A 17820-nucleotide genomic window follows, 5' to 3' on the forward strand; every position below is an offset into this window, starting at 1 on the left:
GTGTCGCAGGTTCGAATCCTGTCTTCCCGATTGATTACGAGGATACTTAAGGGTATCTTTTTTTATTTACTAAGGAGATTCTGTGAGTCTTCTTTTTTGTTTACGGAACAAATTTGTGTAAACTAGCAGTGCTTAAGGAATGGTACTAGTCATATATTTTCTTTAATTATGGTAAAATAGTAAGAGAATAATGTGAGGAAAATGAATGGCAAGTAAGTTTGAAATTTTAATGAATCAACTAGGAATCTCTGATCAATTGAGACGGGATCCTGCTCTTGTTGATGCCAGAATTGAGCGTGTTGTGGTTCACAAAATTAGTAAGGTATGGGAATTTTATTTTGTATTTTCTAATATTTTACCGATTGAAATCTTTTTGGAGTTAAAGAAAGGGCTTTGTGAAGAATTTTCTAAGACAGGGAATCGAGCTGTTTTTGAAATCAAGACTCTTTCTCAAGAATTCTCTAATGAACTCTTACAGGCCTACTACAAGGAGGCTTTTTCTGAAGGTCCATGTGCAAGTCAAGGGTTTAAATCTCTTTACCAGAATTTAAACGTTCGTGCGGAGGGAAATCAACTCATTATTGAAGGTTCAGAGGCGATTGATAAGGAGCACTTTAAGAAGAATCATCTTCCTAATTTAGAAAAGCAACTTGAAAAATTTGGTTTCCCAGCCTTTGTTTGTCAAATAGAAAAGAATGATGCTCTTACACAGGAGCAGGAGGAGGCCTTCCATACGGAGAATGAACAAATCGTTCAGGCTGCCAACGAAGAAGCTTTACGAGCTATGGAGCAACTGGAACAAATGGCTCCTCCTCCAGTAGAAGAGAAGCCAGCCTTTGATTTTCAGGCTAAAAAGGCTATGGCCAAGCCTAAACTAGATAAGGCTGAGGTTACCCAGATGATTGACGTGACGACTGAGGAAAATCGTCTGGTCTTTGAAGGGGTCGTTTTTGATGTGGAGCATAAGGTGACCAGAACTGGTCGCGTTTTGATCAACTTTAAAATGACAGACTACACTTCAAGTTTTTCAATGCAAAAATGGGTTAAGAATGAAGAAGAAGCTCAGAAGTTTGACATCATTAAGAAGAATTCTTGGCTCCGAGTTCGTGGAAATGTGGAGATGAATAATTTCACACGTGATTTGACAATGAACGTGCAGGATGTGCAGGAAGTTGTTCACTATGAGCGGAAGGATTTGATGCCAGAAGGTGAGCGTCGGGTTGAGTTTCATGCTCATACCAACATGTCGACCATGGATGCTCTACCAGAGGTAGAGGAGATCGTTGCGACAGCTGCTAAGTGGGGGCACAAGGCGGTTGCCATCACCGACCATGGAAATGTTCAATCCTTCCCACATGGCTACAAGGCAGCTAAGAAAGCTGGAATCCAGCTGATCTATGGAATGGAAGCCAATATCGTGGAGGACCGTGTCCCTATCGTTTATAACGAAGTGGAGATGGACTTGTCAGAAGCGACCTACGTGGTCTTTGACGTTGAAACGACGGGACTTTCAGCTATCTATAATGACTTGATTCAGGTTGCGGCCTCTAAGATGTATAAGGGGAATGTTATTGCCGAATTTGATGAATTTATCAATCCCGGACATCCATTATCAGCCTTTACTACTGAGTTGACTGGTATTACAGATGATCATGTCAAAAATGCCAAACCACTGGAACAAGTTTTACAAGAATTCCAAGAGTTTTGCAAGGATACAGTCTTAGTAGCCCACAATGCTACCTTTGACGTTGGTTTTATGAATGCCAACTATGAGCGTCATGGTCTGCCTAAGATTAGCCAGCCAGTCATCGATACGCTGGAGTTTGCTAGAAACCTCTATCCTGAGTATAAACGTCATGGTTTGGGGCCTTTGACCAAGCGTTTTGGTGTGGCACTTGAACACCACCACATGGCCAACTACGATGCGGAAGCTACTGGTCGTCTGCTTTTCATCTTTATCAAAGAGGTAGCAGAAAAACATGGTGTGGCCGATCTGGCTAGACTCAATATTGATCTAATCAGTCCAGATTCTTATAAAAAAGCTCGGATTAAACATGCGACCATTTATGTCAAGAATCAAGTTGGTTTAAAAAATATTTTTAAGCTGGTTTCTTTGTCTAACACCAAGTATTTTGAAGGGGTGCCACGGATTCCGAGAACGGTTCTAGACGCCCATCGGGAGGGCTTGATTTTGGGGTCGGCTTGCTCGGAGGGTGAAGTTTTTGACGCTGTCGTTTCCCAAGGTGTGGATGCGGCGGTTGAGGTGGCCAAGTATTATGACTTTATCGAGGTCATGCCACCGGCTATCTATGCTCCCTTGATTGCTAAAGAGCAGGTCAAGGATATGGAGGAACTCCAAACTATTATCAAGAGTTTGATAGAGGTTGGGGACCGTCTTGGGAAGCCTGTTTTGGCTACGGGAAATGTCCATTATATCGAACCGGAAGAAGAGATTTACCGTGAAATTATCGTCCGTAGTTTGGGCCAGGGGGCTATGATTAACCGAACCATCGGTCATGGTGAACATGCCCAACCAGCTCCTCTTCCGAAAGCTCATTTTCGAACGACTAATGAGATGTTGGATGAATTTGCCTTCTTGGGCGAGGAATTGGCTCGTAAATTGGTTATTGAAAACACCAATGCCTTGGCAGAAATTTTTGAGCCTGTTGAGGTCGTTAAGGGTGACTTGTACACGCCTTTCATCGACAAGGCTGAAGAAACGGTTGCTGAGTTGACCTATAAGAAAGCTTTTGAGATTTATGGAAATCCTCTGCCAGATATCGTTGATTTGCGGATTGAAAAAGAATTAACTTCCATTCTGGGGAATGGATTTGCCGTGATTTATCTGGCATCGCAGATGCTGGTGCAACGTTCCAATGAACGGGGCTACTTGGTTGGTTCTCGTGGATCTGTCGGTTCCAGTTTCGTTGCGACCATGATCGGGATTACGGAGGTCAATCCTCTCTCCCCTCACTATGTCTGTGGTCAGTGTCAGTACAGCGAGTTTATCACCGATGGTTCTTATGGTTCAGGTTTTGATATGCCTAATAAGGACTGTCCAAACTGTGGCCACAAACTCAGCAAAAATGGGCAGGATATTCCGTTTGAGACCTTCCTTGGTTTTGATGGAGATAAGGTTCCCGATATTGACTTGAACTTTTCGGGGGAAGATCAGCCTAGCGCCCACTTGGATGTGCGTGATATCTTTGGTGAGGAATATGCCTTCCGTGCAGGAACAGTTGGTACGGTGGCTGCCAAGACTGCCTATGGATTTGTCAAGGGCTATGAGCGTGATTACGGGAAGTTCTATCGTGATGCAGAGGTGGAACGCCTTGCTCAAGGTGCTGCTGGTGTCAAGCGGACTACAGGACAACACCCGGGAGGAATCGTTGTTATTCCTAACTATATGGATGTCTACGACTTTACGCCTGTTCAGTATCCAGCGGATGACGTGACGGCTGAATGGCAGACGACTCACTTTAACTTCCACGATATCGATGAGAACGTCCTCAAACTCGATGTGCTGGGGCATGATGATCCGACCATGATTCGGAAACTGCAGGACTTGTCTGGGATTGATCCTAATGAAATTCCTATGGATGATGAAGGTGTCATGGCCCTCTTTTCTGGGACTGATGTGCTTGGGGTGACGCCGGAGCAAATCGGAACGCCGACGGGCATGCTGGGAATCCCAGAGTTTGGAACAAACTTTGTACGTGGGATGGTAGACGAAACGCATCCGACGACCTTTGCGGAATTGCTTCAGTTGTCTGGTCTGTCCCACGGTACTGATGTGTGGTTGGGAAATGCCCAGGATTTGATCAAGCAAGGAATAGCGGACCTATCGACTGTTATCGGTTGTCGGGATGACATCATGGTTTATCTCATGCATGCGGGCCTCGAGCCTAAGATGGCCTTTACCATTATGGAACGGGTACGTAAGGGCTTGTGGCTGAAGATTTCCGAAGAAGAACGAAATGGCTACATCGAGGCTATGAAGGCTAATAAGGTACCAGAGTGGTATATCGAATCCTGTGGAAAAATCAAGTATATGTTCCCTAAGGCCCATGCGGCAGCCTACGTTATGATGGCCTTGCGCGTAGCCTACTTCAAGGTTCACCATCCCATTTATTACTACTGTGCTTACTTTTCAATCCGCGCTAAGGCTTTTGATATCAAGACCATGGGTGCGGGCTTGGACGCCATCAAGCGCAGAATGGAAGAAATCGCTGAAAAACGGAAGAACAATGAAGCCTCTAATGTGGAAATTGACCTCTATACCACTCTTGAGATTGTCAATGAGATGTGGGAACGTGGCTTTAAGTTTGGCAAGTTAGACCTCTATCGTAGTGATGCGACTGAATTCATCATTGACGGAGACACTCTTATCCCACCATTTGTAGCAATGGATGGTCTGGGAGAGAACGTTGCTAAGCAGTTGGTGCGTGCGCGTGAAGAGGGTGAGTTCCTCTCTAAGACAGAACTGCGCAAGCGTGGTGGACTTTCATCAACCTTGGTTGAAAAGATGGATGAAATGGGGATTCTCGGCAATATGCCAGAGGACAACCAGTTGAGTTTGTTTGATGAGTTGTTTTAAAAAATTGCTTATTTTGATCAAGTGGACAAAATATGTCCACTTGATTTGTTATAATTCTCTTAAAAATAAAAGAAAAGAGAGTATAATATGGTGAATCAAGAAATTTTAAATTCTAATGTGTCAATTGAAGAGGAAATTTATAATTTTGAAAAAGGCTTGAAAGATGATGGGAGTGATTGGACCGGATTCCCACAAATAGACTTAAAAGAAGATTCTCAATGTATTTACATTTGCGGTATTTCAGAGACTGACAGATGGCATTTGTTTTATTATACGTTAACTAAAATAAAACCTGTTACTCCAATAGCATCACTTGCATATTATCGAGTGAGAGATAATTTGATTTTTTCTAAACATAGTCAATGGATGAAACTGCAAATGGGGTATACAGAGTATGATTTGATTTTTCTGGATGGAGTTCAATTTTTGGGAGAGGCTGATCAAAGGGTACAGGAATACTGGATGCAGCAATTCAAAGAGAATAAGAAAAGAAGCAAACTCTTCATTGTATATTCAGACTGCTTACCCGAAGACTTAAAAAATATGGCTGAATCCGTAGTTGAGTTCTTCGAATCTGGCATAGTGGTACAGTTGAAATCATCTAAGGGCTAGTTTATTTTGCTTTAATCGTTTTGGATATAAAGTGCTAGTTAGACTATAGAAGTGATAATAATGTACTGGAAATAATATTGTTTGAATAATATGTAGAAGGAAATTGCAAATGAATGATCAAGAGAGACTGCTAACGATTTTTTTACGTTTACAGTTTGGGACTCCGTTAGGAAAAAAGCAATTGGCTCAGGAATTTGAAGTTAGTGAAAAGACGATACAGAGAGATTTTTCGCTACTCCGTGATATTTTATCTAGTAACACCAGTTATAGTGGAGATTTGTTTTATAACCGTAAAACGAATAAGTATTGTTTAGCGAGTAAGTCAGTTTTTAATAAAAAGGATATACTCGTTATTTCAAAGATTTTATTGGAAAATCGAGCCCTGAATAGACAAGAAATTGCTACCTTACTAAATAATTTACTGGTCTTAGTTCCCCGTGATGATCAGAAAGAAATTGAGCAGATTATTGGCAGTGAAAAGCTTAACTATGCTCCCTTAACGGATCAACAAGATAGAATAGAGAAAATTTGGAATTTATCGGAGTCTATTCTACATGAACAGGTCTTAGACATTATCTATCAAAAACCTTATTCTGAATCTTCTAAGAAGCAGACGGTTTTGCCTGTATCTCTTTACTATGATAGTCATTATTTTTATCTGGTTGTTTATCAGTTAAAACACGCTACTTATATTACTTTAAGAGTAGACCGTATCCAATCATGGTCTCTTAGTGGTATAGAGAAACCCTCTATTTCTTATCGAGATAAATTTAGAGATGGTGATATTCGTAATGAGAGAGTTGATGCTTTTATCGGGAAGAAAATCAGTATTGAGATTGGGTATTTGTATGATCCTACTATTGTGATGGATCAATTTCCAAATGCAAAAATAGTTGGTAAAAATGGTGCCTGGACTCATTTTAAGTTTAAAAGTCAGTATACACCGGGTCTTAAACGCTGGTTACTGGGACAAGGGGAAGCAGTTACTGTTTTGTCTCCTCGGATTTTAGTAGAGGATATGAAGCGAACAGTTCAAGAAATGATAGATAAATATAAATGAGGATAAAATGAGTATTCAATTTACTTCTAAAAAGGTTGGAGAACTATTGAAAAAAGGGAATTTGCGGATTCCTTCTTATCAAAGACCATATAAATGGAACAGAAAACATATCCGTAATCTTTTTTATGATTTACGAGATGCTATGGGGAAAAAGGAATATCAGATTGGTTCCGTTATCCTGCATAAGAATGATGGACACTTAGATATTGTCGATGGACAGCAACGGCTAATTTCAATTTCTTTGTTTCTTCATTCGTTAGATGACTTAGAGAATTATAAGGGTGCTAATCAACTGTTGAGTGCTGAAGAATTTGGAGAGCTATCTTGCTATCATGCGAGTGAAAATTATAATGAGTGGAAAAATTTAACTCAATTAGTTGGCGAAAATGAGGCAAAAGACATTTGCAACTTTTTATTAGAGAATTGTGCTGTCTCTGTGATTACTATGCCCCAAGAACGATTATCAGAGGCCTTTCAGCTATTTGATTCTCAGAATAATCGTGGAAAATCTTTAGAACCTCATGATTTGCTCAAGGCCTATCATCTTCGCAAGCAAGATTCCGAAGATGAAAGAATTGTTGAAAAGTGGGAGCAATTTGTAGAGGATAAAGAGTTAAGTCTCAAAGAGTTGTTTGATAAACATCTTTTTCGTATGAGACGTTGGTCGCGAGGAGAGACAGGATTAACAAACAAGCGTTATGGCTCTTATCTCCGTTTTACAGAGGATTTTATTGACGACTTTAAAGGCGTTGATTTGAATCAGAACTTTCCATACCTAGAATTGTATCGTCATATTGAAAAACTCCCCATGTCCATTACTATGCCAATCATTGATGGAAGTAAATTTTTTGAGTATATTGAATCGGTCCATTTTACCATTAAAGAGCATAAAAAAGTTTTAAATAAAAAGTTACGAGTCTCCAATGAGTCAGAGGGAGAAGAAAAAAATCTAGCTTACCCAGAAGGTATGTTGAATATTTACAATAGCTCAAAAGGACGCTACCTCAAGTGTCACAATATATTCCTAAATATTTGCTCGCTTTTCGCAGATAGATTTGGAAAAGAGGAGCTATCAAAGGAGATAGTAGAGACCTTGTTTATTTGGTCTTACTACCCTCGAGTTAAATCTAAAGCCATATATGATGCGACGGTTGGGAACTATGCTGCTGGTGGAAGGTTTAGACAAAAAGAGGTTCAAAAGCTATTTCAACTTTTATCTCATGCCGTCACTCCGAATGATTTCATGATAAAGATAGATAGAGAGTTATTTGAAAATTATACTGTGGACAAGATTATAGAAGAGGAAAAAGATAAATGGTAGAAACGCATATAAGCTTATCTGTTAATCGTCTGTTAAATGAAGATACCTATGCTATTCCTCTTTATCAGAGAAATTTTGCCTGGACTTATGATGAAATTGAGCAGTTATTGAACGACGTAGCAGATGCTTTTCAAGAAAATAGAGACAATTACTATATTGGAACATTAGTCGTTAATAAAGAGAATGACATTTTCAAAATCATAGATGGGCAACAACGGACAACAGCCCTTAATTTGATTGCCTTAGCTTTGAAGCATGAGTTTGGTTTTGATCTATTGAAAGCTGTCAATCTTACCTTTCCAGCTAGGAAGAAATCAAATGAGAATATTCAAAAACTATTTACTAAGGAAAAAATCTCTGAGGACGATGAAAATGAATTAACTAGAGGTTACGGACATGCTAAAGACGCATTGAAAAAAGTGCTAGAGGAGCGTCACCTTAATCCTCAGTCTTTCGTTGATTATCTTTTTGATAAAGTTATTATTTTTAGGAGTATACTTTCTGAAGATTTAGACTTAAATCTTTATTTCGAACGTTTCAACTCTCGTGGAGAACAACTAGAGGCTCATGAGATTCTCAAGGCGCAAATGATGGCTAAATTCGGTACAGATCAAGAAATGGCTCAAAAGTTTGCAAGAATTTGGGATGCCTGTGCAGAGTTTGATAAGCCGGTATCAAGTCAATTTAAGATGCGACGGAAGAGAGCAGATAATTTTCAAGAACGTGAACGTATTTTTGGATGGCACTTTTCAAATTACTCATTCCATAATATTTATGATGATATAGATTTTTATCAAAACGAAAGAAGAAAGTTATCAGATATATTAGGAAAAAAGATAAATGAAAAAAATATAGAAGTAGAAAAAGATTTTGGTGATTATACCCAAGTTATCGATTTTCCAACCTTCCTACTCCATGTATTGGCAATTTGGGAAGGTAAGGATACCAGTGAGATTCAGTTAGACGATAAGAAACTTTTAACTTTATTTGATATAAAAAATAAAAATAAGACTTGGATTATTGAATTCAGTGAATTTCTTCTTAAAATAAAACATATTTTTGATAATTACATCGTTAGAAATTCAAATATGGATTCTTCAAGCAGAAATAAGGATGAGTGGTTTTTGCAGAAGGGTACTTATTATGAATACCAACCAAATGGAAAAGCAAAAGAGCATTACATAGTTGAGGAACGCTTTACTAAAAATACATTTTCAGATTTGGAAATTAACAAAAACATCATTCTTTTGCAATCGATGTTTGCTGTGACTTTCACTGCCAATCGTGATAGTCGTTGGTTATATGAAATTTTACAATTTCTCTACAGACATATTGAAGAACTAAATGATCAAAAATTTGGTGATTATTTTAAAAAATTTCTTGAAAAAATGGCAGTGACGTACGCAGAAGAAAGATTGTTTACTGAGGATAGAAGAATTAAGAAATATGGGGCAATTCCCGTTTATGCTTTTAACTTTGTAGATTATGTTTTATGGAAAAATCGTGCCGAATTAGAGAAAGAGTACAAGGATATTAATTTTGATAATTTCAAATTTGCTTATCGTCGCTCCATAGAACATTGGTATCCTCAGAATCCAAATGGACATGATGGAGAGAGCAAATTATCTGCTGAGTTTTTACATTCCTTTGGGAATCTTTGTATCATTACCGATAGTCAGAACTCTAGGTTTGGCAATTCCTATCCGGAAGCTAAATTAAAACAATGGGAAGAAGAAGGTATCTTTCCTCGTCAGAGTTTAAAATTACAGATGATGGCTGCCATAACGAAAAAGAATGATAAATGGGGTATTTGTGAGATTAAATCTATGGAAAAAGAAGTGGAAAGATATGTACACGACTTTTGTGATAGTTAATTAAAAGCAAGCTTAATTAGGCTTGTTTTTAAATTTACATCATATGTGATATACTAGTAACGGAGGACATTTCATGAAACTAAGAATTTTTGCGGAAGATAAGCCAGCTGAAAAGTTCTTTGACTATCAGTTAGAGCTGGCAGACGAAACAATTATCCTATCAACAGCACTATTATCGGGTGCCATTGCTTTAGCAGGATTATTTTCTGCTTTGAAGGAAAAATAACAAAAGAAAAGGAAGAATAGAATGGTTTTACCAAATTTTAAAGAAAATCTAGAAAAATATGCAAAATTATTGGTTGCGAATGGAATTAATGTGCAACCTGGTCACACCTTGGCTCTTTCTATCGATGTGGAGCAACGTGAGTTGGCTCACTTAATCGTCAAAGAAGCCTATGCACTTGGAGCTCACGAAGTTATTGTTCAATGGGCAGATGACTTTGTAAACCGTGAGAAACTCCTCCACGCGCCAATGGAGCGTTTGGACAATGTGCCAGAATACAAGATTGCTGAGATGAATTACCTTCTTGAAAACAAAGCGAGTCGTCTCGGTGTCCGTTCTTCTGACCCAGGTGCCTTGAACGGAGTGGACGCTGAAAAGCTTTCAGCTTCTGCTAAAGCTATGGGCCTTGCCATGAAGCCAATGCGTATCGCAACACAATCCAACAAGGTTAGCTGGACAGTGGCTGCCGCTGCTGGACTTGAATGGGCTAAGAAGGTCTTTCCAAATGCAGCAAGTGACGAAGAAGCAGTGGACCTCCTTTGGGACCAAATTTTCAAAACTTGCCGTGTCTACGAAGAAGATCCCGTTAAGGCTTGGGAAGAGCATGCTGCTATCCTCAAGAGCAAGGCAGAAATGCTCAATAAAGAACAATTCTCAGCCCTTCACTACACAGCGCCAGGGACAGATTTGACTCTTGGTTTGCCGAAGAACCACGTTTGGGAATCAGCTGGTGCTATCAATGCGCAGGGAGAAGGGTTCTTGCCAAATATGCCGACAGAAGAAGTCTTTACGGCCCCTGACTTCCGTCGTGCAGATGGCTATGTCACTTCTACAAAACCACTGAGCTATAATGGAAATATCATTGAAGGGATTAAAGTAACTTTCAAGGGTGGTCAGATTGTTGATATTACAGCTGAAAAAGGAGATCAAGTTATGAAAGATCTTGTCTTTGAAAATGCTGGTGCGCGTGCCTTGGGTGAATGCGCCTTGGTACCAGATCCAAGCCCAATTTCTCAGTCAGGGATTACCTTCTTTAACACCCTTTTTGATGAAAATGCTTCAAACCACTTGGCTATCGGTGCTGCCTATGCGACCAGCGTTGTTGGTGGAGCAGAGATGAGCGAAGAAGAGCTTGAAGCTGCAGGACTTAACCGTTCAGATGTTCACGTTGACTTTATGATTGGCTCTAACCAAATGGATATCGATGGTATCCGTGAGGATGGAACACGTGTACCACTCTTCCGCAATGGAGACTGGGCAATTTAAGGAGAAGCTATGCTTGGAAGTATGTTTGTTGGTCTCCTAGTGGGACTCTTGGCAGGTGCTTTGACCAATCGTGGAGAAAGTATGGGATGCTTTGGGAAAATGTTTCTCGGCTGGATTGGTGCTTCTTTGGGGCACCTGCTCTTTGGGACTTGGGGTCCAAACCTAGCGGGGATAGCTATTGTTCCAGCTGTTTTAGGTGCTATGGTTGTCTTAGCTATTTTCTGGAGACGAGGAAGTTAATTTCTTAAATCTGATACTCAATGAAAATCAAAGAGCAAACTAGGAAACTAGCCGCAGACTGCTCAAAGCACTGCTTTGCGGTTGTAGATAGAACTGACGAAGTCAGTAACATCTATACGGCAAGACGACGTTGACGCGGTTTGAAGAGATTTTTGAAGAGTATGAAACGAAAAGGAGGTTGGTCATTGAGCCAGCCTCTTTTTGAGTATGATATAATAGTTCTATGAGATTAGATAAATTTTTAGTTACCTGCGCAGTAGGGAGTCGAACGGAGGTCAAAAACTTGCTCAAGGCTGGGCGCGTGACGGTAAATGGTAAAAAAGAAAAGTCAGCTAAACTGCAGATTAATGAAGAAAGAGATGAGATTCGCTTTGATGGCCAAGTGCTAGAGTATGAAGAGTTTGTCTACTACATGATGAACAAGCCCCAAGGAGTCATTTCAGCGACTGAGGATTCTAAACACAGAACAGTGTTGGACTTGTTGGATGATATTGCTCAGACCAAGGAAGTTTTTCCAGTAGGGCGCTTGGATATTGACACGCATGGCCTCCTGCTTTTGACCAATGACGGCCAGCTTGCCCATGCTCTTCTTTCACCAAAACGTCATGTGGATAAGACCTATCTGGCACACGTCGAGGGAATTATGACCCAAGAAGATGTGGAGACATTTGTCAAGGGCATTCCGCTCAAGGATTTTACCTGCCAGCCAGCTAAGCTGGAGATTGTGTCGGTAGATTCAGTAAAGAATCAAAGTCTGGTTCGTGTGACCATTGCTGAAGGGAAGTTCCATCAAGTCAAGCGTATGGTGGCCTACTGTGGCAAGGAAGTGTTGGACTTACAACGTTTGACGATGGGAACTCTAGTCTTGGATGAGAACTTAGAACAAGGAGAATGGCGTCGCTTGACCAAGGAGGAGTTAGAAGTTCTCTTTGCAAGTATTGCTTAATTTGCTTTATATTAGAAAAAGGTGAGGAGAATGTCCTTACCTTTTTCATTTTTCAGTTGCTTCCTTTGTGAAAAGAGTTATAATAGACAGTAGAATAAAAGGAGGAATCTATGAACGCGATTCAAGAATCATTTACTGATAAACTATTTGCTAACTATGAAGCAAATGTCAAATACCAAGCGATCGAAAATGCTGCCAGCCACAATGGGATTTTTGCAGCCCTAGAACGTCGCCAAAGCCATGTAGACAATACACCTGTTTTCTCATTGGATTTGACCAAGGACAAGGTTACTAACCAGAAAGCGTCTGGTCGTTGCTGGGTGTTTGCAGCTCTCAACACCTTCCGCCACAAACTCATCTCTCAATACAAGCTCGAAAACTTTGAATTGTCACAAGCCCACACATTCTTCTGGGACAAGTACGAGAAATCCAACTGGTTCTTGGAGCAAGTCATTGCGACTGCAGACCAAGACTTGACGAGCCGCAAGGTTAGCTTCCTACTCCAAACTCCACAACAAGATGGTGGTCAATGGGATATGGTCGTTGCCCTCTTTGAGAAATACGGTGTCGTGCCCAAGTCTGTTTACCCTGAGTCTATCTCATCTAGCAACAGCCGTGAGCTCAATGCAATTCTTAACAAATTGCTTCGTCAAGATGCCCAAATCTTGCGTGATTTGCTTGCTTCTGGTGCAGACCAAGCGACTGTTCAAGCTAAGAAAGAAGACCTCTTGCAAGAAATCTTTAACTTCCTTGCTATGTCACTAGGTCTTCCACCACGTAAATTTGACTTTGCTTATCGCGATAAGGATGATAACTACCAAAGTGAAAAAGGAATCACACCACAAGAGTTTTACAAGAAATATGTCGACCTTCCTCTAGAAGATTATGTTTCGGTTATCAACGCTCCAACCGCTGACAAGCCATACGGTAAATCTTACACAGTTGAGATGTTGGGAAATGTCGTTGGCAGCCGTGCAGTTCGCTACATCAACGTTCCAATGGAACGCTTGAAAGAATTGGCGATTGCCCAAATGCAAACAGGAGAAACTGTTTGGTTTGGTTCAGATGTCGGCCAACTTAGCAACCGCAAAGCCGGAATCCTTGCGACAGATGTTTATGACTTTGAATCAAGCATGGATATTCAACTCACTCAAGACAAAGCTGGACGTTTGGACTACAGCGAAAGTTTGATGACCCACGCCATGGTCTTGACAGGTGTGGATTTGGATGAAAATGGCAAGTCAACCAAGTGGAAGGTTGAAAACTCATGGGGAGAAAAGGTCGGTACAGATGGTTACTTCGTTGCCTCAGATGCTTGGATGGATGAATACACTTACCAAATCGTTGTCCGTAAGGAATTGCTGACAGCAGAAGAACAAGCTGCCTATGAAGCAGAACCAATCGTACTTGCACCATGGGATCCAATGGGAGCCTTGGCAGAATAAAGTCTAAAGAAAAGAGGTTAGGGGAATCCTAGCCTTTTCTTAGTGCTTCTTAAAGTGGTGATAGATAATGCTTGCCAAGGGAGTTCTTCTTAGTTTGAGTCTTTAAGTGACAGAGGGAAAGATATGTGTTATTATAGCAGTACAAAAGGATATCGGAGTAGAAATGAAGTATTTAAGCAGCCAAGACATCAAGGATCGTCAACGAAATATCAGTGACATTAAACCTTATAAAACAACCAAGGAAATCATTTTTTCAAATATCTTTACCTTTTTTAATGCTATGAACTTGGCTCTGGCAGTTCTGGTAGCCACAACCTTGCGATTTGAAAATATGCTCTTTTTAGGTGTGATTGCTATCAATACAGCCATTGGGATTTTCCAAGAAGTGCGTTCAAAAAATGCCTTAGAAAAGCTAAGTTTGCTTGGTAAAAGTAAGTACAAAGTCAATCGAGATGGTCAAACAATCGAGATTGATCCAGAGGACATCGTTCTGGGTGAGTATCTGCATCTCAATCTGGGTGATCAGGTGCCTGTCGATGCAGAAGTTCTTGAAGGGAATATTGAAGTTGATGAGTCCTTGCTGACTGGTGAGAGTGATTCAGTCTTTAAAACGGTTGGTGACCAGCTGATGAGCGGAAGCAATGTCGTTAGCGGTACTTGTCTGGTCACGGCGACGGCTGTGGGGCAGGATAGTTATATCAACAAACTCGCAAAATCCAGCAAGGAATTCAAAAAATACCCTTCTCAACTACGCGATTACATGGATAAGATTTTAAAAATCGTCTCGATCTTGCTGGTGCCAGTTGCCATTCTGCTCTATATCAGAGGTTTTAGTCTAGGACGGTCTTATGTTGAGATTGTTTTAGGAAGTTCAGGTGCCTTGGTCGGCATGATTCCAGAGGGTTTGATTCTCTTGGTTAGCGTCTCCCTAGCGGTAGCAGCCATGAAGTTGGTTAAAAAGAAGGTTCTAGTGCAGGAACTATACTGTGTAGAGACCTTGGCGCGTGTAGATGTTCTTTGTTTTGATAAAACGGGGACGATCACGACTGGTAATATGAAGGTCCAAGAAATAGATGATAAGCTAGCAGAGAAACTATCTTCTTATCTAGCTTATTTCGAGGATGAAAATGCAACTTCCCGAGCTCTGAAGACGTACTTAATGTGTGAGAAAAAATGGGAAGTTCAAGAAGTTGGTGCCTTTTCAAGTAAAAACAAGTATTCCTTTGTCCAAGTAAAAGAGGGTGGGACCTATTTCTTCGGTGCTTATGAATTTCTAGGCTTTACCCAGCCGATGGATCCTTACTATGAACATCTAAAACAGCAAGGTTTTCGAATCTTGACACTCGCTCATAGCAAGGACCAGATTACTACCCCAGCCAATATGGAATTACTAGGTAACGTCGTTCTGTCAGATGAGATTAAGGATAATACCAAGGAAACCTTTGACTATTTCGAGTCTCAGGGAGTGGAAGTAAAGATTATCAGTGGAGATAATCATGTGGCTGTATATGGGGTTGCTCGTAAGGCAGGTTTTAAAGAAGAAGCCCGTGCGATTGATATGACCAAGGTGAGTGATGAGAACTTTGAAAGAGTGGTTTTGGAGCATGATATCTTTGGTCGCGTGACACCAGAGCAGAAAGAAAAGATGGTGACCGTTTTGCAGAATGCTGGGAAAACAGTCGCCATGAGTGGTGATGGTGTCAATGATGTTCTGGCTCTCAAAAAAGCAGATATTAGTTTTGCTATGAATGGAGCCACCAGTGCAGCAAAAAGCGTCTCCAATATTGTTTTTCTCACAGATGACTTTGCAGTATTTTATGATATCTTGATGGAAGGACGCCGGGTCATTAACAACATCCAAAAGGTAGCCTCTCTTTTTCTAACAAAGACCTTCTTCTCCATCGTTTTTGCCATTTTGAGTGTGGTATTTGGTTTGGAATTTGCCTTTATCCCCATTCAGTTTACAATCATTTCAGCCATTACGATTGGGATTCCATCCTTCTTCCTGACTTTTGAGTCCAATAAAGAAAAGGTTAGCACTCACTTTATGAGAGATATCCTAACCAACGCGGCGATTGGTGGTGGCGTTCTGGTTGCTAGTGTTCTTTTGACCAATTTCTTTATCACTGTCCCAGGTCAGGTCAAATTTATTTGCTTCCTCCTTGCCCTGATCAATGGTCTGTGTCTAGTTGCCAAGGTCAGCTTGCCTTTTAATCGATACAAGATGCTTTTGCTCACGTTTTTGAGCCTTGCAGCCCTTGTTGGTGTACTTGCCAATACTTTTATCCTACAGGGAGCTTTTGTGCCTTTAGAAGCCAAACAGCTACTCTATGTTGCCATACTAGCAGTGGTGATTGGGTGCTTTCATTATCTTACTAGGAGAAAAAGTTGATACATAAAAAGAATCAGGTTTAATCCTGATTCTTTTTTGTTTATATATTCTCACCGAGATTACATGATACCGAAGAAACGAGCTGCGATACCAACTGCAAAGAGGGCAAGGATGATTGTGATTGGAGATACTTTTTTCTTAAGCAACCACATGCAAAGGAAAGTAAGGAGAAGTCCCATCAATCCTGGAATCAATGAGTCCAACTGACCTTGAAGCGTTTGTGGTTGAACTCTATCTAGGCTCATACCACTAAGCGCTTGACCAAGAATGCCCTTCAACTCAGCTCCTGTAACAGGACCTTCTGGGAAGTTGATGTAGGCACCTTCTGACAATTGTTTGCCTGGAAGGTTGATAGTGAAGTTGATGGATACCCAACGTTGTACAAGAACGGCAAGGATGAACATACCAAGGATAGAAGCACCTTTAGTGATGTCTTTCAAGATACCACCAGACATGTCTTTAGTGATCTCAGATCCAGCTTTGTAACCGAACTCTTGTGTGTACCATAGGAAGGCCATACGGATAGCATTCCATCCGAAGAAGAAGAGAAGTGGACCAACAAGGTTACCAGATGCAGCAAGTGATGCACCAAGAGCTCCAAGGATAGGACGAACTGTAAACCAGAATACTGGGTCACCGATACCAGCAAGAGGTCCCATCATACCGATTTTAACCCCTTGGATAGCCGCGTCGTCGATTTCAACACCGTTAGCGCGCTCTTCTTCAAGTGCAAGAGTAACCCCCATGATTGGAGCAGCGACGTATGGGTGAGTGTTGAAGAATTCAAGGTGGCGCTCAAGAGCAGCCGCTTGGTCTTCTTTTTTAGTGTACAATTTTTTGATAGCTGGGATCAATGAGTAAGCCCAACCCAAGTTTTGCATACGTTCGTAGTTCCAAGAACCTTGAAGGAATTGTGAACGCCACCAAACTTTTTGACGATCTGATTTTGATAATTGAATTTTTTCAGCCATGATTGTTCCCCTTTCTAGTAGTCTTCTAGGATATCACCGATTGGGTCGTTAGAAGTTGCAGCTCCGCCGCCACCGTTTCCACCTTGTTTTGTAAGGTTAAGGTAGATGAAGGCAAGGGCAACACCGATGACACCAAGGGCAATCAAAGTCAATTGAGAGATTGCTGCAAGAGCAAAACCGATAGCGAAGAATGGCCATACTTCACGAGTTGCCATCATGTTGATAACCATAGCGTAACCAACGGCAACGACCATAGCACCACCGACAGCCATACCACCGTTCAACCAGTCTGGCATCAATTTGAGAGCATCTTGAACGGCAGAAGCAGGGATAGCGATAAGGAAGGCAGCAGGGATTGCAATACGAAGACCTTGAAGAAGAAGTGCAACAAAGTGAGCACGTTCAACAGCCGCAATATTTCCTTCTTTAGCAGCAGCGTCAGCAGTGTGAACCAAGGCAACTGAGATTGTACGAACAATCATAGTCAAGAAAAGTCCAGCTACGGCAAGAGGAATAGCTGTTGCCGTAGCAACGGCGATACCTTCAGTAGTAAAGTTACCACCTTTGATCAAGATGATTGCTGCAGCAACAGATGCAAGAGCAGCGTCAGGAGCTACGGCAGCTCCGATGTTTGCCCAACCAAGGGCGATCATTTGAAGAGATCCACCAAGCATAACACCTGCTTCGAGGTTACCAGTTGCAAGTCCGATAAGGGTACATGCGACGATTGGTTGATGGAATTGGAATTGGTCGAGGATACCTTCAAGACCTGCAAGGAAGGCAACAACTACAACCAAGATAGCAGAAATGATTGAAATATCTGACATGGTTTTATTCCTTTTCTATTTAGTTTTAATAAAGTATTTAATCCTG

At 41.0% G+C, this 17820-nt stretch carries 13 protein-coding genes; 11 read left to right on the forward strand and 2 right to left on the reverse strand.

The features are described 5' to 3' along the window. Positions 1-205: 205 nt before the first annotated feature. From HMPREF2991_RS06445 to HMPREF2991_RS06500, 11 genes are all read left to right on the forward strand, one after another. Positions 206-4597, forward strand: coding sequence for a PolC-type DNA polymerase III (locus HMPREF2991_RS06445; RefSeq protein ID WP_070683705.1), 4392 nt, complete (start codon positions 206-208; stop codon positions 4595-4597). Positions 4598-4684: 87 nt separating this feature from the next. Further along, positions 4685-5209 (forward strand): DnaA ATPase domain-containing protein, encoded by a 525-nt coding sequence (locus HMPREF2991_RS06450; RefSeq protein WP_049479440.1) that lies wholly within the window; start codon positions 4685-4687, stop codon positions 5207-5209. A gap of 109 nt (positions 5210-5318) precedes the next feature. Further along, complete coding sequence (locus tag HMPREF2991_RS06455; RefSeq protein WP_070683707.1) at positions 5319-6269, forward strand: helix-turn-helix transcriptional regulator; 951 nt, start codon at positions 5319-5321, stop codon at positions 6267-6269. Between the two features lie 7 nt (positions 6270-6276). Then, positions 6277-7590, forward strand: coding sequence for a DUF262 domain-containing protein (locus HMPREF2991_RS06460; protein ID WP_070567699.1), 1314 nt, complete (start codon positions 6277-6279; stop codon positions 7588-7590). Beyond that, entirely contained in the window at positions 7584-9464 is a 1881-nt protein-coding gene (locus HMPREF2991_RS06465; RefSeq protein WP_070567701.1) for a GmrSD restriction endonuclease domain-containing protein, read from the forward strand. Before HMPREF2991_RS06460 ends, HMPREF2991_RS06465 begins: the two co-directional genes overlap by 7 nt. A 73-nt stretch (positions 9465-9537) precedes the next feature. Further along, a complete protein-coding gene (locus HMPREF2991_RS06470) occupies positions 9538-9690 on the forward strand; it encodes a hypothetical protein (RefSeq protein WP_049479444.1) in 153 nt (50 codons plus the stop codon). A 21-nt stretch (positions 9691-9711) separates the two neighbouring features. Beyond that, on the forward strand, positions 9712-10953 hold the full coding sequence (locus HMPREF2991_RS06475; RefSeq protein WP_070567703.1) for an aminopeptidase: 1242 nt from the start codon (positions 9712-9714) through the stop codon (positions 10951-10953). 9 nt (positions 10954-10962) lie between these two features. After that, on the forward strand, positions 10963-11193 hold the full coding sequence (locus tag HMPREF2991_RS06480; protein WP_000901578.1) for a GlsB/YeaQ/YmgE family stress response membrane protein: 231 nt from the start codon (positions 10963-10965) through the stop codon (positions 11191-11193). Between the two features lie 223 nt (positions 11194-11416). Beyond that, the gene (locus tag HMPREF2991_RS06485; RefSeq protein ID WP_070567705.1) at positions 11417-12139 is read left to right on the forward strand and encodes a pseudouridine synthase; all 723 of its coding nucleotides are present in this window, start codon (positions 11417-11419) and stop codon (positions 12137-12139) included. 110 nt (positions 12140-12249) lie between these two features. After that, entirely contained in the window at positions 12250-13584 is a 1335-nt protein-coding gene (gene pepC, locus HMPREF2991_RS06495) for an aminopeptidase C (RefSeq protein WP_070567706.1), read from the forward strand. A 163-nt stretch (positions 13585-13747) separates the two neighbouring features. Further along, positions 13748-15976: an HAD-IC family P-type ATPase gene (locus HMPREF2991_RS06500; protein WP_070567708.1), complete on the forward strand. Its 2229-nt coding sequence runs from the start codon at positions 13748-13750 to the stop codon at positions 15974-15976. A gap of 59 nt (positions 15977-16035) precedes the next feature. Here HMPREF2991_RS06500 and HMPREF2991_RS06505 read toward each other — a convergent pair whose 3' ends face one another. Then, a complete protein-coding gene (locus tag HMPREF2991_RS06505; protein ID WP_000818322.1) occupies positions 16036-16947 on the reverse strand; it encodes a PTS system mannose/fructose/sorbose family transporter subunit IID in 912 nt (303 codons plus the stop codon). Positions 16948-16961: 14 nt separating this feature from the next. Continuing rightward, positions 16962-17774: a PTS mannose/fructose/sorbose transporter subunit IIC gene (locus tag HMPREF2991_RS06510; protein ID WP_001280321.1), complete on the reverse strand. Its 813-nt coding sequence runs from the start codon at positions 17772-17774 to the stop codon at positions 16962-16964. Between the last annotated feature and the right edge of the window lie 46 nt (positions 17775-17820).

The organism is Streptococcus sp. HMSC072D07, assembly GCF_001814835.1.
Lineage (GTDB): Bacteria > Bacillota > Bacilli > Lactobacillales > Streptococcaceae > Streptococcus.